This window comes from Providencia sp. PROV129, assembly GCF_028482245.1.
Classification (GTDB): domain Bacteria; phylum Pseudomonadota; class Gammaproteobacteria; order Enterobacterales; family Enterobacteriaceae; genus Providencia; species Providencia vermicola.
The window spans coordinates 407,019-432,084 of sequence record NZ_JAMPQD010000006.1 but is presented as its reverse complement, the minus strand read 5'-3'; the positions used below and the strand labels follow the sequence as shown (position 1 = coordinate 432,084).

The 25,066-nt window shown below is 36.6% G+C and carries 13 protein-coding genes; all 13 read right to left on the bottom strand.

The genetic code is table 11. The features are described from left to right. Nucleotides 1-25: 25 nt before the first annotated feature. The 13 genes from PSF27_RS04810 to PSF27_RS21000 all read right to left on the bottom strand — a co-directional run bounded on the left by PSF27_RS04810 (nt 26) and on the right by PSF27_RS21000 (nt 25,024). Nucleotides 26-2,908: an RHS repeat-associated core domain-containing protein gene (locus tag PSF27_RS04810; protein WP_272680985.1), complete on the bottom strand. Its 2,883-nt coding sequence runs from the start codon at nt 2,906-2,908 to the stop codon at nt 26-28. Nucleotides 2,909-2,921: 13 nt separating this feature from the next. Further along, entirely contained in the window at nt 2,922-7,319 is a 4,398-nt protein-coding gene (locus PSF27_RS04805; RefSeq protein WP_272680984.1) for a SpvB/TcaC N-terminal domain-containing protein, read from the bottom strand. A gap of 44 nt (nt 7,320-7,363) precedes the next feature. After that, nucleotides 7,364-14,527, bottom strand: a complete 7,164-nt coding sequence (locus PSF27_RS04800; protein ID WP_272680983.1) for a neuraminidase-like domain-containing protein — start codon at nt 14,525-14,527, stop codon at nt 7,364-7,366. Between the two features lie 440 nt (nt 14,528-14,967). Further along, on the bottom strand, nt 14,968-15,756 hold the full coding sequence (locus PSF27_RS21005) for a prepilin peptidase (protein ID WP_272681005.1): 789 nt from the start codon (nt 15,754-15,756) through the stop codon (nt 14,968-14,970). 42 nt (nt 15,757-15,798) lie between these two features. Further along, entirely contained in the window at nt 15,799-16,998 is a 1,200-nt protein-coding gene (locus PSF27_RS04790; RefSeq protein WP_272680982.1) for a hypothetical protein, read from the bottom strand. Between the two features lie 11 nt (nt 16,999-17,009). Beyond that, nucleotides 17,010-18,038: a type II secretion system F family protein gene (locus PSF27_RS04785; RefSeq protein WP_206086040.1), complete on the bottom strand. Its 1,029-nt coding sequence runs from the start codon at nt 18,036-18,038 to the stop codon at nt 17,010-17,012. Further along, nucleotides 18,022-19,566, bottom strand: coding sequence for an ATPase, T2SS/T4P/T4SS family (locus PSF27_RS04780; RefSeq protein ID WP_272680981.1), 1,545 nt, complete (start codon nt 19,564-19,566; stop codon nt 18,022-18,024). The genes PSF27_RS04785 and PSF27_RS04780 overlap by 17 nt, the downstream gene beginning before the upstream one ends. Before the next feature lies 1 nt (nt 19,567). Next, nucleotides 19,568-20,083: a hypothetical protein gene (locus PSF27_RS04775; RefSeq protein WP_272680980.1), complete on the bottom strand. Its 516-nt coding sequence runs from the start codon at nt 20,081-20,083 to the stop codon at nt 19,568-19,570. After that, nucleotides 20,071-20,889, bottom strand: a complete 819-nt coding sequence (locus tag PSF27_RS04770) for a hypothetical protein (protein WP_272680979.1) — start codon at nt 20,887-20,889, stop codon at nt 20,071-20,073. The genes PSF27_RS04775 and PSF27_RS04770 overlap by 13 nt, the downstream gene beginning before the upstream one ends. A 10-nt stretch (nt 20,890-20,899) precedes the next feature. Then, entirely contained in the window at nt 20,900-21,442 is a 543-nt protein-coding gene (locus tag PSF27_RS04765) for a hypothetical protein (protein ID WP_272680978.1), read from the bottom strand. A 3-nt stretch (nt 21,443-21,445) separates the two neighbouring features. After that, nucleotides 21,446-22,918 carry a type II and III secretion system protein gene (locus PSF27_RS04760; protein ID WP_272680977.1) on the bottom strand — a complete coding sequence of 491 codons (1,473 nt, stop codon included), beginning with the start codon at nt 22,916-22,918 and terminating at the stop codon, nt 21,446-21,448. A gap of 15 nt (nt 22,919-22,933) precedes the next feature. Continuing rightward, nucleotides 22,934-23,383 carry a TcpQ domain-containing protein gene (locus PSF27_RS04755; protein ID WP_272680976.1) on the bottom strand — a complete coding sequence of 150 codons (450 nt, stop codon included), beginning with the start codon at nt 23,381-23,383 and terminating at the stop codon, nt 22,934-22,936. Between the two features lie 18 nt (nt 23,384-23,401). After that, a complete protein-coding gene (locus PSF27_RS21000; protein ID WP_272680975.1) occupies nt 23,402-25,024 on the bottom strand; it encodes a type IV pilus modification PilV family protein in 1,623 nt (540 codons plus the stop codon). Between the last annotated feature and the right edge of the window lie 42 nt (nt 25,025-25,066).

Here is a 25,066-nt window from a genome sequence, read left to right as displayed (position 1 = left end):
ATATTACAAAGAAATTAATTACCTCCTAACATGTCCCCATGAGTTCAGGCCTATGCTGAATTGATTTTATTGTGGTATTTTTTGATTTTAATTCTCTCGGAACGAGAAGTTGAGGACGAAATAATAATGACATAAACATATCAAACTCTTGATTGCTCTGAGTATTAACTATTCGGCTATATCCTGCTGGAGAAAGTAACTTTGCAGAGTTGATCATCCTTAACGCGATTGCTTCTTTAAAATTACGGTAGGCATACACCGTTTCGCTAGCTTCTTTAGCAATTCTTTCTTCTTTAAGGATATTGCCATCATCACGACCAAACGTACGCCCTAAGCGCCTTGAGAATTGTCGCGTGTTGTAGTTTAAAGTGTCATTAATCGAAATATGTGAATACGGCATGTATTGTTCGTTTTCGACACTATTTAAAGGGGTATAATATAATTTATCGCCAAATCGGCTAACCTGCTTACCTTCTGCCGCCTCAATACCTAGTGAGAAAAAAACAAATTCCTTTGTTTGTAAATTCATTTCATCTGAATAGCTGGTGTGATTATGTGTGTAATCAATAATATTATTATTTCGTAATGCGACTCTTGACTTAAATGTGACCTCGCCATTAACCATAAAATCCGTCTTTGACGCATGAAGTAATGTAAAATTCAATTTGGTAAATCGTTCAACAAAACTTGATTCCGCCTCATTCAATGGTGAGGTAACCTTGCGTAAGTACTCAATATTTTTATGTGTGACCCGATCAAAGCTCGCTTTATCATTAAAACGGTTGTTCCAATAACGGCCATTAGCCATGAAAATATAACTATAATCTGCATTTTCTGCCGTTTTTCTTTCTGCTGATCTTCGCCTTAATTCTCTGACCCAATGTAATGGATTAAGCAAATGAAAAGGAAATAGGCCATTAGGGTCATGATAGTTGATCGGGTTATTACGAGACATTCGGTAGAAATTCAGCCCATCCACCGTTCCCAAGGGGTCGGCACTTAACCAACGACCAACCCACGGTTGGTAGTAACGGTAACCATAATAATACAACCCAGTCTTATCACGTTCTTTACCTGAATAACGTCGTGTTTTATAATCAGCTTCTACCTGATTACTTGCCAACCAAACAGCTGTACCGCCATAAGGATAAAACTCCTCCTGGCTGAGAATTCGCCCCTCTTCATCTAACTCTAAACCCCCATTACCAGCCCAAAAATCAAAGCTGTAACGCCATAAATTATTCTTGATACCATCTGGCGCGTTATCCTCCCAGTGTAAAACGTGCACTTGAACATTATCTTCACCCCCGATGTTAACGACCTGTAAACGTTCTTTTATGATGTCATTTCGTTGTGTAATGTTAACTTCCAAATCCGTTAAATACCTTGTTTGGACACAAGAATGATCTTGTTGACTCATTTTGAAAACACGCTGACTTGCGCTGTCATAACGATAATGTTCATTCAAGCTTAGGCTGGAAACATGTTGTAACTCCTGACGCGGGTTCCAATTGAGATATAGTCCTTTCATCAGCTGTTTTTGCTGGCCATTTAAAGTGAAAAAATCATCAACCTGGTTTGATTCCGTGGCTAATGACTTACTGATGGCACGGTTACTCTTATCGCTTACCGTCATTTGTATTATATAACTTTGATTGGTGGCAGGAGAGTGATGATGGATGTTGGTTAGGTTTCCTCCTCGGTCATAAACATAATGCCGAATATATTGGGTATAAGTTGCATTATCAAAAGGCACATAGTGAGGTATTTGATGATGTTGTTGCCCAATATTCGCCATTTCACGCCCTGTAGCACTAACCAGTTGGTATAATGAATCATATTGATAGCACTGTTCAGGGGGGATTTTTTGGTTACGCCAAAAACGTGTTTTTTCTGCATCATTACGCATACTTGTCCTATTTCCCACAGGATCATATTCATAATGGATGTCTTGGAAAAGTTTGAAGCCTAGCGAATTAGTATTAGGTCGTTGTGTTTTGACGCGCAATAAACGCTGTGTTTGTGGCTCATATTCATACTGTGTGAGCACATGATTACCCAATTCTTCTTGCTGTTTTTGCCCTGATGCTAAATATTTAACCGATTGAATCACCGAACGCTCTTTTTGACCATTAATAGTTAGCCAATGATGTTTAAGTTGCCCAGCAATATTGTATGCGTAGCGTTGCTGATTGCCTTTCGCATCGATAGATTTCAGCAAACTCCCTGTGGCATCAACGTGTATTTGATAGCCGTACTCTTCCGTTTCAAGTTTTTGTTTTTCTTCATTATTCGTCCAATTAACATCCGTTTCCCTCTCTTCAATTTTCAGTATAAATTGACGAGTCGTTAACAACGGCTTCCCTTGAAGGGAAACCTGTTTTAATACTAATAACCCCGCTGTGTCATAGTGACCAACACAGGCCCCTGCCAAATTTGCTTTTTGTTCGTCAATGGAGGAACCTGCATAAATAAAGCATTCGCTGATATAAGGAGCTTCGTTATTTATTTGTTCCGAGATGCTAATAGGACGGCCCAACGTCATTTTGGCCTCATATTGGCAAGTTCGACGAATGCCATTAGCATCAATGCTAAATAATAAACGTCCCTCAATATCATTTAGCGCAACGGAATCTCCCACATCAACCCCATGAGTGAACAGAGTCTCTCCCATTAAATTATAGCGGGAAATCATGTTGTTTATCTTGCTTGAGCCTAACCGAGGATCAGCTGAACTGACTAAATACCCCTGTATGTTTAACTGCTGTAATGTGACTCGTTCATCAAGATCTGTAGGTTGTTTTGGTTCCCGATAATACTGTAGATGGCGAATAGTCAAGTCCCGGTTATCCGTAACTTGTTTTGTGGGTGTTCCTGCATGAAAAGACATGTTTACGCTTTTTTTCATCGTCTCCCCCTGTTTACCCTTCTAACGTATCATTTTCGTCTTCTTCAACTGTAAACCACGGGAATACTTGAGTACGCCGTAAATAATTTTTAGCCGTTAATACTTGGCTAGCTCTTCCTAGTGGGTCGTAATAAACCGTATCGGCATACAAATCACTCCGGCTGCTAGCATCACTGACATAACGCCAGCTATTGAGGAAATAAGGTTGATATGTTCTGACGGCAAGACCTTTGTTGTTGTATTCTGTTTTTCCTGTTACAGCCCAACGAGTTGATGTAAAGCGTTCAATTAACTTTCCTTGAGGATCACACTGAAGAGCCCCTGAATCATCACGTATATAAGCATTTCCAGCTTCATGGCGTATAGACGTTTGTAACGATCGCCCAAAACCGTCAAAAAAAGCCACTTGTTGGCGTAGCTGCTGTTCAGGGTCATTATCATAACGGTCTGTCGTAATCGTACAAAAATGCGGTGGAATACGCATACCCGTCGTCAAAGCGACAAATGGTTTTTGCTTTAATGCACAAGACCTTCGCAACCGACGTAGCGCTAAAGAACCTATTTTTTTCCCTATTGTTATTTTAAAATCCTGAGGTAAATCATGTGGTTTATCAATTTGATACATCCAGCTATCATCACAGTAAACAATCGCTTGGGAAACAGGGGTGCCTTTTGGCAAACTTAGAATGTCCTCAACAGTTAATGGTGCCTTAAAAGGTTTATCTGACGGGGGGCTATAACCACACGGTAAGCCATTTTCTGTTCCCCAAAAACGTGTAGACGTGACTCGCCCTAGAGCATCTAATGCGGCATGACTTTGGTTATTATTGATATCTTGAATTTGAATTGGCGTCATAAACCGATAATCATACTGTGCATATGTTGTCATGCCTGCAGCATCTTCCATCGCAGTGATTACACAGTAATGTTGACTCCAACGATAATGTGTTTTTCCCGTCAATAACGTCGTTCGAGTCGCCAATGGCCGCCAAAATTGTTTTGCATCACCATAATCGGTGTAACCTTGACGAGCACACCAAACCAACTCCGTGGAATGACCCAATAGCTGTGGCGCTTGGGTATAGCCACCTTTATATAAATATTGAATAAGCTCCTCTTTTCCAATATGTCCATCAAATGCTTTTAATGCTTGTTCATCTAAAACTGCGGTTTCGGTATACGCCACGAGAACAGGGAAAATAGGCTCCACAAACTCGCGTTTACCATCGGTATAAACGATCCGCTGTTGACCTAAGTATGCCGAAGCACGATGTTTACCTAATAGGCCATTGTTAGCTATCAACGTTTCAAGCGTAATCCCTTCTTTTGGCACCTCTGTGGCCACAAATTCAAATGCATCACTACGTTGACAATCCGCAATACCTAAAACATAAGTATCAGAGGAGATTAATTGATGCCATCGCGATTGTTTTATCACTAAGCGTAAAATAGTTTGTTGTTCATCATAGCTACTTCCTACAGTGGTAGTTGGAAGTGTCGTCGGATAAGGATCACTTGCTGGTTTTGGTCTACGAGGGTAAGCAATCGTGACTTCCTTAAGGGCTGCCCCATATAAATCCTGTTCAACAACAATGGATTGAGCACATTGTGGATCAGAGATAATTCGCTCGTAGGTATAAGTTCTTTCTTCTATTTGTGAAACTTGGGTGACATATTGAGCCGATGTGGAGGGGAGTAAACGCGATTGAAACCGAAATTCTACAATATTATAGGGAACATGTTGTTTATCACTCCCGTCTAAACCAAACACCTCAGTACGTAGCGGCATCCCCTTTAAACTTCTGGAAAGCCAATATTCCCCCCCATCAGGAAAAGTATCCAGTGATATATCTTTGTCATCAACCCATTGGCTGTAGCGTGGATATAAATGGTCAAATGCGTGAGGATCTCCTTCCCAAAAATAGTGATATTGCTGTTGGTCAACCGTTTGATTTCCCGTTAAAAACCAGTTTTTTGTTAGGGTTGGAGCAGTACGTTCGGGGGCATTCCCTTGGGCTCGCTCATCAGTATCGAGCATTTCCAAGTAACCAAAACCACGAAATTCACGTTCAACACCATCCCAAACCCCTTGCTCATAACGGATACTGCTGATCAAACAGTTTTGCGTAATTTCATCCACGCTTTGTGTCTGCCATAAAACATGGATAGGGAATGGAAGATGCGAAACTATAGGTAAGCCCATTCTCTGCAACTTAGCTTTTTCATCGAGCCAAAATTGTGCAGAACTTCGATACCTCAGTGACGTTTCAGCCCCCATATTGTTGTTGATTGTGCTTAATAACCACGCTTTTTCCGAGGCAAAATCCAATTTCCAGTGATAAGGGGCTTGATGTGGAACAGTTAAGATTAAGCTAACTACCCCCATACCCGTCACATCTGCAGCTTGCAACAGGCATGTATTATCAAATTGCACCCCTGTGGGTAACGCGATGACATAAGGTTCACTAAAGCGATTACCCGCTTCATTGCTATACACTAAAAGTTGTGTCGGTTGCACATAAATTAAGTCAACATAACCAGAGCCATCCGTATCAACAAGATAAATAAAATTTGGATTGAATAAGGCTTTTGGCAAACTAAAACCGTCGAGCGTGCGTGGGGGACTAAATTGCCCATAACCTAAATTTGCCCAGCAAGTGACCCCTCCGGCATTAATTTCGACCAAATGCTGTTGGCCTGATCCTAAAAGATCACTAAACCCGACTAATGTTTCTGCATTGGCAATCGGTAAAACCACTCCCTCAGGTTGTATCGTGAGTTCACCCGCCGAAAATCCCTCTCTGTTATTGGCGTAAATACGTACACTTTTCGGGCCTATTAAAACAAGGTCTATGATACCGTTACCTGTTAAATCAATAAGTTGTGATCTAGAGTGGAAGTATTCCGTCGGAAATGCAGAGATGGGAATAAATTGAGTCCAGCGACTATCAGGCTGTTGACTGTAGTAACCTTCAAGACCAGGTTGAGCAATAACCCAATCTAATTGGCCATTCCCCGTAAAATCCATCAAAACCGCATTTTGTTTCAAAGAAGGCGTTTGCACTAATGCAGTGGGTTCCGCATAACTCACCGCATTTTCCCCAATGGTGGCATCCCGCTCAGGGGAACGGTACCACCAAGCTTCAGGCGATTGATATAAAATCCCCGAAATTCCTTCACCAAATAAATCAACCAGTTGATATGACTGCTGTGAATTGAAATATTGTAACGCCGTGAACTCCCCCCATTGACTCGCTTTAGGGCGTTCTTGATGTTGATAATCAAATTCTAAAGGCGCTCTGGTAACTATTTCCCCTCCAATTTCATGCCCTATTTGTTTTACAGCCACCAGCGTGGTTAATGTAGGCTGCAAATCATATTCAAACACCACTCTGGCGACGAGTTCAGGTGGCTGTTCAGAGGCAGTTGCGCCTGACAATAAATCGACCCGATGAAACATCAGAACTTGTTGGCAAAGGCGACGTGTTCTTATTTCAAAACCATATTCAAACCGTGAAAAACAGTCAGGCCGGCACAACCAAAGTGATTGCTCATGATAATCGGGTTTATCTATATCGATGATGCTGCGCTCGCCATAATCAAAGATGGCATGAAACAACCAACTATTTTCTTGAATAGGGGTATCTCTTAGAATGAAAGGCGTTTGTGCTGCTTGAATGTTGCCATACGAAACCTGCCATAAGTAACGTTGTGCCCCCACACTTGCGGAAGAGAGCGCTTGCTCTTGTTCATCACAGTTAGCGATATTTTCCGCCTTATACTGATAATAAACATGTTCTCCAGTGGGCGTAATGGTTTCCTCAATAAGCCACTGTGCAATTTGGTTGGTATTTTCAGCGCAATAAATACGCGCTTGTTTCGTCTTACCTAAAAAATGGATATTTCCATCAGGTGAATAAATAACCCAGAAAGGCTTTTCCTCACCTTCACTACTCGGTTGCCAATATTCTAAGCGGCTATTATCTTCAATCACTCTCGGTTGATACGTCGTCACTAAATGTGTCGATGATAGCGTTACACCCTGTAATTGTGTGCGTCGTTGAACATCGGCAGCGCCTAATGTATTGACCGCTATCACTAATAGCTCGCCTGCTGGCGACAAAAACTGATCCTTTCCTGCGTAACGGGGAACGCCATGTTGTGTTCTGAGGCTAATTGATAACAGCCCTACTTGCCAGCCTAAACCAAAAGCGCCATTCCCAGCTCCACTGCTATAGGATAATAAGAGAGAGGGGGAATAGGTTCGCCCCGAAGATAAAGGAAGTGGAATTGACATTGATGACATACCACTTGGGCCTGCACTTGCAATGTTCTCCCCCATACCTTGGCTAGTTCCACCACCCTTTGGGAGCGATAATGGCGCAATATTAACACCAGATTGTTTTTCCATAGTATTTTCCTGACAGGCAGTCTCCTGCCTGTACTTCCATGAGATTATTGACGTATACCGTAGTGAATATGCAAAATAATATTACTTAAACTCAAAAGTAATAATTTTTGCTTTCCTGTTGCATTTGGAAAACTGAGGGTGAAAATCCCGCTATCATCAATAGGAATGCCTTCAAAAGGTAGGAATTGGGGATCATCAAAATTGAGTTGGAATTGACCACTATCATTAATGCCGTGGGAAAGTGCAATAGTATTGCATCCCCTCGGAACGATAAGGCTACTACTGTAGTTCAGCACAGCTTGAATATCCTGATAAGCCCCCATTAGCATTGGAAGAGATACACTCATTTGTTTAATTCGACGAATATTGCCTAAATTATCTGGGTAGTCATTTTTGATATTAAAATCAGCAAGTTTAAATGTGCTCATTAAAATGCCATTATGCTCGAGTATTAATCCATTTTCTCGAGTTCCCACCCCGCCTTCCTCTTTAATCAAGATGTTTTTCACTTCATCCGCTAAGATAAAACCGTTACCATCAGGTTGTGAGGAATACCATTGCGCCAGAGAGATTGTACGAGTCACTTCCATCGGGCGACTTTCTTGTTTAAGGTATGCTTCATCCAGTTGAGTCAAATTCAACGCAAGGTTTTCTCCTGCCAGTAATCCCGCATAATTACTGTTCCATGCGCCTGGTTTGATGAATGTGGCATCACGTTGGTTGGTCTCCCAACGGAAAGCCTCTTGAGCCATTAAACAACGAGACAATGTAAGGTCATAAAATTGATAATAAATTGAAGATAAACAACCACGTAACCAGTTATACATGGCTTTATTGCTAAATTTGCGTTGTATAAATTCCAGTTGAGCTTGTGTATGTCCCCTTTGCATTTCTAAATAGCGCTTTTGCAGCTTTGCCGATTCCTGACGAATTCCCAACAGATCAAGCTGAGCATCTATTTGTTCCAACTCATTCTGTGCATTATCTTTATGGATCCCCCACTCTTGGCGTCGGCGTCTATAGGTTTCATTATAACTAAGGCGTTCCGCTGAAATTCGCGTAGCATGAGAGCTCATTTCTGTACCAATGGCTAACGCGTTGAAAATAGCGCCACTCTCCCCACCGCCAACGGCAAGGCCATAAATATTAGGGATCATATTCATTATCGCTGCTGACATACGCAATGCTTCGCAACTCAATGCTGTGATGGATGATGATAAAAAAAGATCCATCGCCAATTGTTCGCCCACATTCACATTTTCATCATAAAGGCGGGTATAGCTATTGAAACGCTGTAAAGCGCCTTGTCTATTTGCCTGCAGAACTTTTTTATCCGCTTCAATTTCAGCAATGGTTGATTCTTGTAAGGCAATGGATACTTGCGAAAGATCACTTGCCTGTAGCTGCATCATCTCAGCCATCGCTTCACTATCCTGTCGTTCAATAATCCCCTGCAACATGTTACCAAATTGCATCAATTGACTGACTAATCCTCGTGCATTACCTAATGCAACTGAAAAACGTTGTAGGGGTAATTGTACCTTCGGTAATGCTCTCCCTCCGTGTGATGAAATAATGCTTGAACTTTTTAATACTTCTGGGGAAAGGGGCTCAGCATACAAAGGTAAATGCAAAGGTTGCCCATCAATTGAAAGGTTATGGCGCAAGTTATATAACCGTAGTTCTAATAGATCCCAGTAGCCTTCAAGCTTTGTATTCACCTGCGGATAGAAACATGGCATCAGTTGTTCAACTCTTTCTGATGGTCGACGTAAGACCCCACTTTGATGAATATGAATAAGATCATCATGATAATTCTTAATGCGTTGTTGTTCTGCGGCGGCACCTAAATTAATATCCCCCCATTTATCGCCTATATTAGGAATATACGGTTTTTCTCCAAGTAAACTCAGCGCATGGGTATACCACATTTTAGCTTCATTCAACATATCCCTTTCAAGTTGCCGATAGGCTGTATCCCCACGAGCAATTAATAAGTCCAGCATTTTCATAAATGTTGTGATCTTATAGTGTATAGGGTCATTTTGTGCGATAACATCAGGATCTGTGGTATCAATCGTCGACGCACTCCAAGAGATACTTTCTTCAAGTGGTCTACAATTCCAAGAGTATGGCGCTTTATTGCCTTGCCATGTTTGGTACCCCATTGGGCTCCAAATATACTTAAGCCAGGTAAGCGCTTGATCAAATTGGTTTTCTTGTAATAACCGGGAACACACCATAGCGGGTAAGTAATAAAACATCTCCCAAAAATACAGTGAATTAGCCCCCGTAAAATCCATTGGCTCAATATAATTTTTTAGCAATTCAACTTGTACAGATTGATGACTATTTGGCGTATAATTGGAAAGATAAAGTCGGTTATTTTCCACTGAGGCAGCGAGTACACCAATAGATGAAAGACCACTCTGACTTTGGAAATGCAGCTGTAAAGTTAATTCAGTATTACTAGGAAAATCAATAATATCATTGAACGGTGATGCCTTTCGGCTTAAAGGAACAAAAAGCACGATATTCGTATCGATATCATTCAATCTGCCCTGCCAAAAAACAGCCATAGAAGCGCTTTCTGACCCGATAAGTAACTTAGCCGCTCTTGAATTACCATGCAACCCAGTATCGTATTTGGGTATTGTGACACGAATATAATCACCATTTCCCATTTGAGGTTCAGGCAAATATTGCGTATCCATTGTTAAAATATGATCAATACCTTTATTCGCTTTGGTAATTAACTGCTGTGCAAATAAAGTATTAATTCGAACTCGATGCATATCACGTTGCATGTATTGCGCATATAAGTTTGTTTTATTAAAACTAATTACTTCAATCTTGGGATTTTGCCGTTGTATTTCAATTTTATAAATTCTTGTTCCTAAATCGCGCATATCAAGAGGGTATGCATGATAATTCACTGTAACTGTTAGCTTATTATTAATAAACTCAGAAAGTGAAATATCAATCTCTAAGTGCGTAAAATTATAAATCATCTCCTCTAAGCTGAAATTTGGTAGTTTTTCAACATAATTACTGGCTAGAAAACTTTTTTTTGTATTCCCAGAAAAAATATGAACATATACATTTTGGGGTGGGAGTGCTGTATTAATATCATAATAGCCATCTGTTCTTGATTTATTGTTGGCAGAATCTGACACAACCATTTGTCTTATTGGTGTCGTTGATTCTTTTAAAGATGGAAGTCGATAGTATTCTTCTGAAGGCGGGATGGGCCCACTACCACCTTTATTTCCTAAGTTATATGCATAAAAGTCAGCAGCACTCGGGTTATTAAGAAGAATACTTTGATTATACATCCCCTCCGTTTTCACCATATGTACGACATTGTACAACGGTTTGCCAGCAAGTGTTTGTTGGGGATAAATAACAAACTTGCTTGGTTCATTATTGTAATATTTTTTCATCATATTACATTGTTCACGCTGACGTGTTCCTTCCCCCCGGTAAGAGATACTCAAATTGGCGTCAAGGCTTAATGTAATTACCCTATTTCCTGATTCAACAACATTAATATTGCTAAGGCCACTACCATTCACCATAGTTAAGTTATCGTAGCCATATTTCGCATAGATATAGGTATACTGAAATTTATTATATAAATAATTATCCTGCGCTATTTTTTTAATTAAATGTTGGTTTTTTAATGTATCAAAATCATTATAAACCTTGAGAACAATATTTTTCGAATCTTGACTACTTATATTCTGGGTGGTCATATTCGGGTAAATAAATAAGCCTGAAGCTGTCGTTGGCATTTCTTCTGTATAAAATTCTTTTTTCGTATAAAAAAGGATATAGATAGTATCTTGATCTAGCCCATCGACCCTTTTGCTATACAAGGAACAATAGAACCCAACTTGGTATAACTTGTCTTTTGAAAAAATACGTAATGTGCTATCAAGACTAAAAGAGTTGATCGCGGCCCACGTGCCATTGTAATTTAACTTACTGATTTTCAGTATATAGTGTTCTATTGGTTGATTGTCACTATCTGTTTGTTTTTCTTTCTCAACCCAAGCAACATGAAGCCGTGAATTAAAAATAAATGGCCTGACCCAGTCTTGAACCGCATTTATCCCCATCTGAATGGCTTTCCATTCACTCCAAGCACTTGCTGGAAATTTTCCGTCTTCATTAAACTGACCTTGGTCGACGCTACGCCAATAAAACCCGCTAGAATCTGCGGAATGACCAATAAGATAGGTAAGCCCATTATCAAAATTAATATTATTATGATAACCGCTAACGATATTTAAATTTGCGATGTGTTCAAATTGACTAAGATAAGAATTAAACGCAGTTTCTATCGTATCAGGGGACAAATTACTCTGACTAATGTCTTGCAACATGCCATCCATCATCTGTGTTTGCCCAATTCGCATTGTTGGGTCAAGATAGTTTTCAGGGTAGTACAGTAATTGAGCGCACCCCGCCCAAGTACTATACCGGGCATTATACTTATCCCAATTAATAAAAAATGGGCGGCTGATTACGCCACTTTCGGTTTTGTCTTCTAGATCATTGAGTGCTCTGTAGATATAGAGTTGTAACGATGCAATTGTTTCTGCAATTCGTGATGTTGTGACTGTCCCTGAGACTTGGTTATCAATTAATAAATAATAGTAAACATCATCACGAGTAGGTAATGGAACAGGAGCCGCTTTCAAACGATAAAATGTGCTTAATGCATTCCCCCATTGTTCCTCTAATTGATGGTAAACTGTTTCATTATCGGGTTGATTCAAAGCGCCTTGGATAAGATGGCTTTGTACAGTCCAGGAAAAGTAGCCTTTTTTAGGTTCGTAAGATAATTCGAGCAGCTGAACTATCCCATCAGGTGTGATATTAAGTAGGTTTGACACGTAGAGTAACTGTATTGCTATCGAAACTTGCTCCCAGTGCCCTAAATAGGTTCGTTCTTGTGGTGGCAAAGAGACATCATCATTATGATTACTGCGAAGCCCAACTTGCCGAGCGAGCATAAGTGCTTGTCCCACTTTTGCTACATCATCGTTTAGACTACTCGCTAAAATTTCAGCGGATAATTGTTGATGATTCAGTGCGGTAAGCACATCATTTGAAAATTCACCTGAACCATTCACCCATTGATGAAACTGTGTTAATTGTAATAATATTTCGGTCGTTAAACCTAATTCGGATAGGCTAGAAATCAATAACGATGGCTTTTTAATAATCAGATCTAATTCTTGTTCGCTTAGATGAATTTGATTAATAATAATAGATAATTGTGTTAGCGTTTGTGTAAATGCAATAACATCAGCGCGTTCTGCATCTGTAAGAAATTGTTTTTGGATTAGTTGCCAAAATTTATCCGCCGTTTGCCCATTGGGCTTTATCTGGTTAACCCAATGCAAGCATAGTTCTGAAATATAATTAGAATTTAACGACAATGTTGAAACAAAAAATGGCGCCATTCTTGTCACAAGTGCTTCACCATGTAAATTAGGCCCAGCACCAATACCATTTAATAACGTTTGCTGTAAATCATCGAGGGCTGGAGTCCACACTGCACTCGTAATATCGCCTACCATAATAAATAGCTGATAAACGTTCCAATTTTGCTCTGCTAACCACAAAGTGATCTTCGATACATAGTTTATAATTTCATGTAGTTGGTCATTGTCGAGATCATAGAGTGGCACTTCACGATAATCAGATAACTGCAAGATAATCTCAAGTTCATCAATGGTTAATGCATGAGCACGTGCAAGCAACACGATCCGATATAAATCGGATAGCTTTTCCCTTGTATTATTAAATGCATAGGAATTATTTCTGCTCCCCATTTGATGAAGTAACCATAATCCCGCATCATCAACGTTAAAACTGCGTTTTAATACTGACCGGTGAAAGCTGTCACCTTGAAGGAGTTTATCTGGATGAACTGTAATGAGTTGCTCATCAAGTTCGTATCGTTTCCCATCAAGTAATGGTGTATTAAATAAAAGATCAAACTGACTGACTTGTAGCGATGTTGACCTTATGCCAATCATTGCATTAGCTAAAATGAAGGCTTCTGATAGAGTTAAATAACCTTGCTGCACAAATATTTTCGCATATGCTATTTGATAAATAATATCGGGTGTTAACTTATCAATAGGTAAATCTGTATTAAGAACAATGCGCTCCATGTCTTGAATCGTTAGCTCTGTCGCTCTGAATAACCGAACCATTTTGTTGAAATAAAGAAGGAATAATGCGCTGTAATTACCATCAACACCCGTATCTGTAAAACCGCAACTTAGACGAGTTAATTCAATTAAAGTGGCAATTTCATCTGTAGAAACTTGATAATAACGAGACAACTGAGTTATCGATGACAAATCAGACTCACTGATCTCCCCAAAATTCTTATCATAAAGTTCATTAATTTTTTCTTCGTCCTCAGTGAGGTTTTCCGTCAAAATGGCAAAGCTTTCAGGTGGAAGATTTAAGCTAAGGGCCGTCAACTTTTGTGCCGTGAGTAGTCGATTGAAAAATGGTAAGCTTGTTATTGTTTTTAAATGGGGATCTTGCTGAAAAATTCCTAGGCGAACGGTGTGGTAAGCGTGATGGTAAGGTAGGTCTCCACCCTGCCGGCATGATGATAATTTTTCTTCAATCTTATCAGGTGGTTCTACCATAATGCTTGAAATTGCACTCACAAGTATTTCATTTGCATAGGTGAGTGTAGAAGTTTCAGTATCCATATTGTCTTGAGATAACAGTATATTACTTATATCTGGCCGCCTATTACCTAAATTGTATACAGACTGTTTGTCATGAATAGGCAGAGCCTCTCGATAAAGTTCAGTTAAATAAGCAGCAGGAGAAAAAGAAGAAGAAACAGACCCCTCGCGAACAAAATAATTAGAGCGCTCGGGGAACATATCAATGTAACTGTGTTTTTCAGCGATAGGCTTTACATTTAATGATCGTAAAGCAGATGTTTGAGGGTTAATACGGGCCAATAATTGGGATTCAAATAATCGATTCTCATTGTATTTTTCTTGTGCTATTTGATATAAATTAACAATTTCATCCCTGTTTAAAGTATGACTAAACTGCTCATGTAACTGTTCTTGAGACATTAACATGATATCTGCTAATGATAGTGTTTTCGAACTTAATTTATTAACTTTATTTGAAATCATTTCAAATGATGGCATTAAACACTCCTTACTCATTATGGTTTCATAGTCTCATATCTAAAAATCAATAAGACACTACTTTAACAGCCATTAAGTAGGTAAAAATCTTATGACCAATTAAACTAATTCCAATTTAGTGCTAAAATAAAAATAATAAATTATTTTTATTAATGCTAGTAAACACTAAACAAAAGAGAGAAGCATATAATGAAAATATAAATAAAATACAAATAATATATAAATAAAATTATGAATAAAAAAAGGGGTGACCAGCACCCCATAAAATGGCGAATCATGAAAATGAAAGTAAAGATTAATTACGGAATTAATATACCCTAAAAAAAACCAATAAACAATAATAAAAAAATAATTAAATTAATAATCAAAAAAAACAATCCATGCACTATCTAACTAAAACACATTAAAATATACTTTTTGAATATTTAGCATATGAAAAGTTAGTTCATCTGGTTGTAATAGAATAAAAAGATAATTGCTAAGCAAATTGCAGGGCCAAAAGGCACATGGTGTTTCTCATCAATGTCATAGTAACTTTTATAATCACCTCGATCAGGAGAATAACTGTATAATCTAAATATGACATAACATATTATGCCAAATATGGACGATAGTAAAAATAACCAATGTACCTGTGAAATGCCAATAAATGTAGCTCCTGCTGCAAATAACTTGGCATCACCGTCTCCCATACCCTCTTTTCCTGTCACACGTTTAAATACTATAATAATGGTTTTTATGCATACCCATATAAAAACGCAACCTAGTACGGCTTGAATAGGAATAACGGATGTCCATTTCATGACTGAACTGATTAAACCTAACCATATCAATAAGTAACTTAGTTCGTCAGGAATGATATACCATTTTAAATCAATGAAGAAAATAGCGTAACATGTACTAAAAGCAATAAGGAAAATCACTATTGTTATCAGTTCGTTATTTTGGTAAGAAAAATAAAAAACCGTACTAAAAATAACTCCAAAAATAAATTCCGAAAGTGGATATATCTTTGATATTGTATTTTTACAATGTCTACACTTACCTTCTAATAAAAACCAACTAATAACGGGGATATTATCGCGTTTATAAACCTTAAATTTACAGTGTGGGCAATGAGAGTGAGGAAAGCTTAATGTTAATAACTCCCCCCCTCCTCGATTAAAAATAATGAGTGGCAATCGATAAATAACCACATTCACAAAACTTCCAATACAGCACCCTACAATAAATGCAAGGAAGAGATAAAAAAATAAATAAAACTATACATATCAATCACAAATATTTAAGACTGAACCATCTTTACGATACTGATCCTCATTAATATAGACGTTATTGTAGGCACTAATACTTCCCCTAAAATACGTCTGAGCATATTTTTTGTAGCCAAACTCACCTAAGTTTCCATTAATTAAGTCCGCATTAGTATAAATAAAATCAGTTTTTTTTAAGTTTATGTCATATTGTGGAAATTTTTCTCCACGTTCCATTCCAAAATATAAATCATGAAAATTAACTCGAGGACCTGCAAAAGCATTCCGTGCTTCTCTATATTTTTTAGAATAATTGGTATTAGTTGCCAGATTTCTAATATCTGGAATTCGGCTCCAGTTCATCGCTAAAATATAGGTTTCCCCTAATGACATACTCACTTTAGCACTCAAGTTCGATAAAAATTGAACTTTTAAATCGTTATCAATTCCTATATGCATATTGCCGCCATTTTCCTTATCCCACCCAGACATCTCAACTTTACTCAGTTCTAATATCGGTGGATCCATTGATTTTGGGTTATAACCAGATTTAGCCGTCCAGGTAAATGCTACAAAAGCAGTTATATTAGAAGCTTCAGGTCTTGATTGCAATTTTCTATCCTCGACTCTTATCTTTAAACTCTTAATAGAACGAGTTGGTAACCAAATAATTTCATCGGGTTGCCTCAAGCCATAATCACCATACTGAACATCAGGGCGATAATTAATAATATAGAAATATCGTGATTTTAAATATTCAACTTGATTATAGTAAGGTTCAAATTGTTTCTTTTGATCTTTTTTTCTAGGATAACCGATTCCTGCATCTGCCACACTCATTTTTGGTATAAACCGGGTACTTAACGGAATTTGTGATACTATACTACCTGATACCTCCTGACCAAAAATAGGTTTCCCTTCCCAATTAACTTGTCGATCACCAAAAAAATTGGCTAGTTTTAAGGGAATACCCCGCTCCCTTTCTGTCCAGTATATAACTTCAACAACCACTTTTACTCGGCTTTTAAAATCTGAATTCATGCCAAAATCTCTTAATGTTGAAACCACAAGTGGTAACGGTGTAGAGGTATTAGCGCAAACCAACGTAGCAGGGTTTACTGGTCCTGAACCATCAATATATTTAATCCCTTTTGTCGTAACGCCATTAACAGCCATTGGTAATAGCAATGCACTTAAACATAACTTTTTTAATTTCATTTTTCTACTCATTACATTTGTGACATTTTCGATAGTTGGTCGGATAAAGAAAATAAAGCAATAAATACCCAAATGACGCAACCGCCTAATATCAACGTTGAAAATGACTTTAATAATGCAGCTAATTTATCCATTTTCTCATTAATATTTATTTTAGATTTTTCTGATACTGATGTTAAAACCTCATGAAATGACGGCAGTGCAGAATATAAGCTAATATTCAAAAGTTCATGAACATTCAACAACCCAGTATTAAGTGCATCACCATAGTTCATACCTTTTGACATATTAATTTGCATAATTTTAATGTGGCTTTGTAACCAGCGATTTGCATTTAAACTTAATATTGTTAAAGCATCGTTAATTGGTATTTTATTTTTAAGCATGCCAGATAAACTGTTTAATACGATAGAGGCATTTAATTGTTTGAATGTCGAAAATGGAATAACTTTGTCAATAAAACGGTCACGCATTAAACCTGTTAAGTTTGCCATAATGAGACGAATAACGATGATGCTTATTACTAAAAAAATAAGCATATATATCCATAACCCTTCATATAATGCTAGTCCGAAGTTATACAGCGAACTAGTCACTCCAGGCCAACGGCTCACAGGTAAAACCTTTTCAAAAGCAGGGAAAACCTTTAGTGAATACCCCGTAATCACAACTAATGACAAAACAAACATAATCATAGGAAAAGTTATTGATTTAATCACCTTGGCCATTAATTGATCTTTATATTTAATCACATCAATAATGCTGGTGAAACCATTTGCTAATGCCCCACTTTTTTCTGCCGAATAAATTAAACTAAGTTCATTTTTGGGCACCATACCATCAAAAACAGAAGCGATAGATTCCTTATTAGCCATTTTATCTAAAAGGAAATTCAATTTTTTCACAAATCCTTTTCCAATAATTGAACCTCCTTCTTTTTTAAGTTTTATGATTGAATCATATATTGGAAGGTTAGAATTAATCATATCTGCACAAAACTGATATAAGTATAATCGTTGAGACTTAGTGAATTTTTTCAAATATCACCTCCAGATCATCAGGGGGAATAACACCAAACTCATGAATAAACCATTGATAACAAACTTTATTTTCAATCACGAGTAACATCGTTTTTTCTTTTATTTGAAACCCTTCACCAATTCCCTCACCTATAAAGCGCTTTTTCCGCCAATGAACATAGGCTTCTAGCCAATTATTTTGAGCAATTGCTGACAGTTCATCGATTGAAGGTCGCATATATTCAACCACTAACTTTCTCCCGCTAATTCCTGTATTTTTGCAATGTTTACACCCGTCACGATTGATAATAGAAATGTCTTTTTGAAACTTACCCAAGATAACGGTCTCTGTTTTTTTACAATAGGGACATAAAAGAGGCATTAGCTTCTGACACTGTAAACCAGCAATAAAACCAGGTGTGGAGAGTTTGTCACCTGCTATTCCTAATGCAGATAATCTTTGTAATAACGTCACAATGCTTCCCGCATGGACTGTAGTGAAGCAGTAATGTCCGCTTTCAACTGCGCCAGATAACGCATTAGCAGAAATTTTGTCGCGAATTTCTCCTATCATTAAAACGTCTGGGTCACGGCGAAGTGCAGACTTTATAGCCGAATGAAACCCTCCTCCATCGACATCCAATACTGAACTCTGTTTAGTGCCATAGATATAATATTCAACTGGATCTTCAACAGTTAAAAAGCAACCTTTATTATTGAAGCGGTTAATTTGCAGCCACTCCATGACTGTTTTAAGTGTTGTTGATTTTCCAGATCCTGTTGTACCTGCGATAAAATATGCACCATAAGGATTGCTTAAAATCGTTTTAATATCGTCAATTTCTATTGGCGACAACCCTGTATTTTCGAGTCTCGGATTTGGATTAGTATCGATGGATGCGGGGATTATTCGTAAAACGCAGTGATAACAGTCACTCGATTCACCAAATATAGGAAAATGTGCATACCTAAAGCGGTATTTTTTACCTTGTAAATCATAAAGAATATTCGCACTTTGTGGCTGCTGACGATTCCACGTTGTTTCTTTCGTTGTGGCTTCAACGTTATACAAGACAAAAACTAACTCATCACAACTTGTTGATGTCATTTGTGAATAGAGAATTAAAGAACCATTAACTCTAAATTCAATTTTTGAAATCACATCTCCTCGTGTAATATGCAAATCACTCGCCCCTGTATCTACCGCTATTTGTAATAAACTTTCAAGTTCCTTTTGAACATGACTCGTTTCAAGTAAAATACTGTTACTTGTTGCCCGCGTTGCGCTTTCAATTATTTGATAATACTGGGCTTCACTACTTAACATAAACCCGTTAATTGCCTTTTTATATACAGATATTGCATAATGCAAATCCATATAAGCAGCAGCCAGGTGGTTAATTTTTAACTTATTAACAATCAGATATTTTTTATTATTATAATCAACTGTAATTAAATCTTTTTCTAATAAATTTAATTGACATTTCTCTAAAGCTTTTACGCCATTTTCTATATTATTCAAATAAATAAAATCAACTGGTAGATTCATTTCATTCAATAACTCTATATTGTTGATTTTTTAGAACAACACGATAACGCGTCCCATTCATTTTAAATGGTGTATTTTCTGTAGTAAACGTGACTTGTTTATTTTCAGGATTAATGACACCAATTTTTTTTACCCCCGCAATATGAGAAATCATAATTACCTTTGGCCTTTCAGCGGGTTTAATCGGGGCATCCATTAATTCATTGATTTTCTGTTCATAAGCTTCATTTTCAGGCTCATTCACAATAGTTCTTTCTTGAACCATTGGCTCATTAAGTAGCTCATTAACCTCTTTAAGTTCTTTTTTTAGCTTCGCTAATGTGATTTGATTTTCTATATTCAGCTTTTCAGATTCAAACTTCAGGTTGTTTTGCATTAAATCGATGATGTTTTTCTGTTCGATAGAAAGTTCAGCAGTTTCAGGCTCCACTGCATCTACGCTTTCATTCTGCTCTTCTGCAAAAGCATTTTGACTGCCTATCATAACGATAAATAATGGAAGAATTATTTTGTGCATGTAAAAACTCCTGTTACTTTAATATTGTTGCTATCTAATTTTTCGATAGACTTAAAAGTATAAAAATTGATATACGGTTGTCTTTCAAGTATTTTTTTAATTTTCAATGGGTTTTCAGGAAGTATTAACTCGAATTTTGAAAATAGCAGATGGTGACTATCTACATAATCTGAGTATTTCTGTTCTAAACTAGCTACTGATGATGATGGAAGCTCAATAAATGTTATTTTCTCATGAGAATTATTTTTAGATGAATTAAATGCATAAATATAATTGATATAATCATTACATAAAGGAGTCTTACCGTACACATGATTAATAATATTTTCTATAACTAGACCATTCGTGTAGCTTATGTTTAAATTAGAGAACCCAATGCTATCAGGACTGATTGTTCCATCATATTTTTCATTAAAAAATATTTTTTCTTGAGCACTAAAGATAGCGCCTTGTTTTAATTTATAGAGAAAATCGCAACTTTCCGTATTACAATTAAATGAATCCTCAGAAAAACCACTAAGTGTAAACGCGTAACGGCTCACCATAATTTGCTCAAGTATGGTTATTAAGTCATTAATTTGGTATCCCTGTGATTGACTAATATAGTAATCAGATATTTTTTTCTTTTCATTAATAGCTAATTGTTGCCTTTGGTACTCTCGTTTTTCTTCATCAACCTTTTTTTGATATATATAGTAAGTACCGATGGAAATAATGATAAAAACAACAATCACTACCAGAGAAATCAACATGCTTTTAGATTTCAATAACTCATGTTCACGCCATCCAGAAAGAATATCTTTCATATTAATATCCTTAATATAGAAATAAAATAAAAACGACCATAGTAAATAAAAAAATAGACATTGATATTAATATGTATAATTTAAATGACTTTATACGATATTTTTCTTCCTGACCTTTGTACTCTTCATAAATGGCATTAAATATTTCATTATTAAACACAGTAACATTCAATGAAGCATATTCAGAGCTGTCTTTTTGATTTAATATGTATGTCAGCATACTTTCAGTAATAATGGTATCCGAAGGTGAAATAATACAATCATCTTTTATACAAATTAAATAATAGTTTGTTACGTCATTTTCAATTACGGGTGCATAAAAAAAGCCGTCACCATATAATTCCTTTATATACAAAGCTAAAATTTCGTAAACTCTAACATGCCGAGGGAATAAAACTTCCTTCATACCGTTTTGTGTTTGATAACGTATTTTTTTATATTTTTTCTTTGTTGACTCTAACCAGAAGCGATGCCGATGTTCATTAATCTGAGAAGAGTCAACCCATATACCATTAATCGCTAGTTTCTTTTTTAGCAATTCATTTAATGTCATAATTTACTCATTAACTGAAAAATAATTATCTATCCCAACAATCATGATTACCGTTGCATTTGTATCCTCACTATTTAATATCCCTGAAAAAATTCCAGCTTGTTGCATATCAGAGTCACCATTTTCATCATATTTACCAACGATAAGCAAATCACCAGGTTTTATCGTTGACGTATTAAACATCTCCGTTGTTGTAAAATTCGGTAATTGAACGCCATCAAATTTATCAATACTGATTAAATTCTTACGCGTAAAGCCACTAGCCACTTCGATTTTTCCATCAGATAGTGCTCTAGGCGTAATGATAAAACTACTCCCCGTTACGATCTGGTCCGTTGTTAATTGGCTTTCTGTGATATCCATACTGGCATTTTTGGTACTGGTTACACCTGAAACATAATGATGTGTTTTTGTTAGGTTCAATGGTATTGGCATGTTATTACGAGTAATAAAAGAGCCACTTTGTAATATTTTGCTTCCCGTTAACTTATATACGGCATCTAATTGACTGGCTAAACGGAATTTTGCATCCTCCCCGCCATGGAAGTTAGAATTTGCGTTTAATTTTCCAGTAAGTTTTGTCAATAAATGCTGATTAAAACCAATCTGAGTCCCTCCATTATTATAAGAAAACCCTAATTCAGCTTCGAGATTTTTTGATTTTCCTTTATCAATAATATAAATTTTATAGCTCACAACAAACTGACGGTTATTTGCTTGTTTGTATTGCTCTAGCACTTTACTTACGTGCTCATATTCCGACTGGCGGCCAACAAACGTCAATATTGAAGAATCTTGGAAGATATTATAAACGCCTGATGAAATATATTTATCCATCATATCTTTTACATCGTCCCAAAATGAGGATTTAAACGATGTTGTCGATTTACCTTTTAATCCGCTAGAAGAAGCAGCCTCATTATTTGAGATATCTAAACTAGCCTCATAATTATTATCTTTACCATAGTAATCAAGGCTAATAGCATAATTTGTATACAAATTAACTTCGAGTAAATTATTTTTCTTTAGCTGTATATTTACATCATATAAATTGGACAGGTAACTAATAAACTCTTTTAAATCACCATTAAAGTTAATCGTATAAACCGTACTCTTAAGTATTTCCTCGCCAGATACTTGACTTTCAATTTCACCAGGCGTGTTTGCATCAATTTTATACGTAATTTCCATTTGCTCGCCAAGCATTTCCATTACCGTATAGATATTAACTGGCGAATAAGAAGTTAATGAAATTTCTCTGTCCAAGACTTTTTTTTGTTGGCGATCGTAATCAACCTCTTTTCCCAAATAAGGTGAATCTAATGACATAAATGCACTTTGCTTACTATCATTGATATCTTGCAATCCTGTCACACGGTCGAACAACTCTTTTTCATCATATTTTTCTTCAAAAAAGCTGTTGCATCCTTGAATAAAAAAAGGAATTAGTAAAAAAATCATTTTATTTAGTTTCATTACTGTTTCTACTTATTAGTTATCTATAACAAGAACATTATTTTTTTCATAAAATTTAAGGTAAAACCCTGCTTTTTGGTAAGACAATTGCTTACCTAGTTTTTCCATAACTTCAATTTTATTCTTACCATCAATTTTTATTTCATTAAAAACGACAATATCTTTTGGGCTGTTCCAAATAAAATCAATTCCATTAAACCGAGCCCAATCCTCAACACTTTGGCTGAGAAGCTCATTCTTTTTCAATACTAATTCACTAAGAGCATCAATTTTATTTTCTGCACCTACTAATTTTTTTTCACTGTTTATGTCCGTATTAAATTGTCCGTTAATTTGGGACTCGTTAGCTATTGCTTTTATTTCTTTCATAGGTTTTAAATTAATCCACTCTTGCACTTTTATATCTGTATTTGCAAAGCTGCTTAACGTAAAACCACATAACACTATCAAATAATTATATTTCATATTGCTTGTACCTTTTAATCATATGCCGTTGTAATCCCCTTTAATTGAACTACACCATTCAACTGCCATGATGGATAACGATTTGGGGTTAACATATGTTTTTGATTCTGCCAGTGCAGGGTTATTGACTCCTAGCGAAGCACTAATCATCCACACATTTTTACCATTAATAACAGTATTACGGGGTTGTAAAACAACGCCAGCGGCTAACCCCACATTCGTAATTTTATTTTTTCGCGTGCTATATTCCTTACTAAGATCGATATCTAACTTTTTATCATTTTGGTATACAACGGGCATCATCGATGAAACCGCAACGGTCAGCCTTGGCCATAGCCTCACATTTTGTACTACTGGGCATTTTTTTATCGGGAAGATAATTTTGCCCTCTTCGTTTACATCATCGCCAACATAATCCTCTTCCACGATCATCTTCTTGTCATTATTACCCGTAAAATTGTGGTAACTCACTTCAGGGACGGTACGGTATTCTTTTATTAATTTATTACCTTCATAATAACTATCTTCGATAATAACGTTCGCTACTAACGTACCAGTGACTTCGTTCCCTTTGCTATCTGTGTCCGTCAGCATGAAATTGCTTTCAGGAAGGTACTGCGCATCTGTTATAGGAAATTTTGGGTCTTGCTTTTTTAATGCCAAGCAAGTTGTTTGTGTTTTATTTTCTCTATCCCAGCAAAGAGTCGGTGATTTTTCTTCGTTATCTGTTTTACCACTCGTCAATACTAACGTATTTTCATCTTTAGCTTTTAAACATGGGCCATATTGATTGGTTTTGGTGTTCCAACATAACTTGTCGGCATTCACTGAGCCGTCAGCCCTTAAAAACTTCCCTGCCTTAACATTAAAACTAAGTCTTAATCCATAATCAAAGCTCGAGCTTTTGACTAATTCAGCATGTGATGCCAAATTACCAAACTGAAGATTCTCATTATCTACCTTAATGAGTTCCCAACCAGCATTAGTCATAGAGTGATTTCTTTTAACAAAACTTGCCTGTGTTAAATATAAAAATTTATTTTTAAACGCCTCACTAAAATTGCCATAGAAGGACTCAATATATAAACCCTGCTTATCCTCAATTGGGTGATATAAAATAATAAAATCTACGCGTTCAATTGTTTTTTTTACTTCATCGCCAACAAGATCAACTCTTTCAATAGAAAACTCAGGATGTTCAACAAGTAATGCATCCATTGTGCATTTTAAAAATTCTTTTTTTAATGAAATTCCTAACAAGCTTCCTTTACATGTTTCATCAATAAACAAATTTCTATCGCTGTTCTCCCCCGTCCCCCAGTTAAAATGTTTACCATCCGTCGTGATTGCATCTTCAATTTTATAATTACTCGTTCGCTTACTGTAAGCTATGTTTTTTTGTTCTTTTTGAAATAAAGGATTACGAATAAAATTGTTATCTTTTTTTTCCATTTCATCATTATTAATAAAATCAATAAACCGATAAATTTCATCAACAATAGCATCTGAAATATGTTGCCTGTGGTTATTTTCAATTTGATTAATCATAAAGCGACTCAACGGAATCATAATCACACCAATAATTCCAAGAGCGACAATAACTTCAAATAATGAATAACCAGCTATTCTATTATTTTTCATATTTATTCTCTTGAACCTCCCTAATTATAGGGAGGTTCTTTA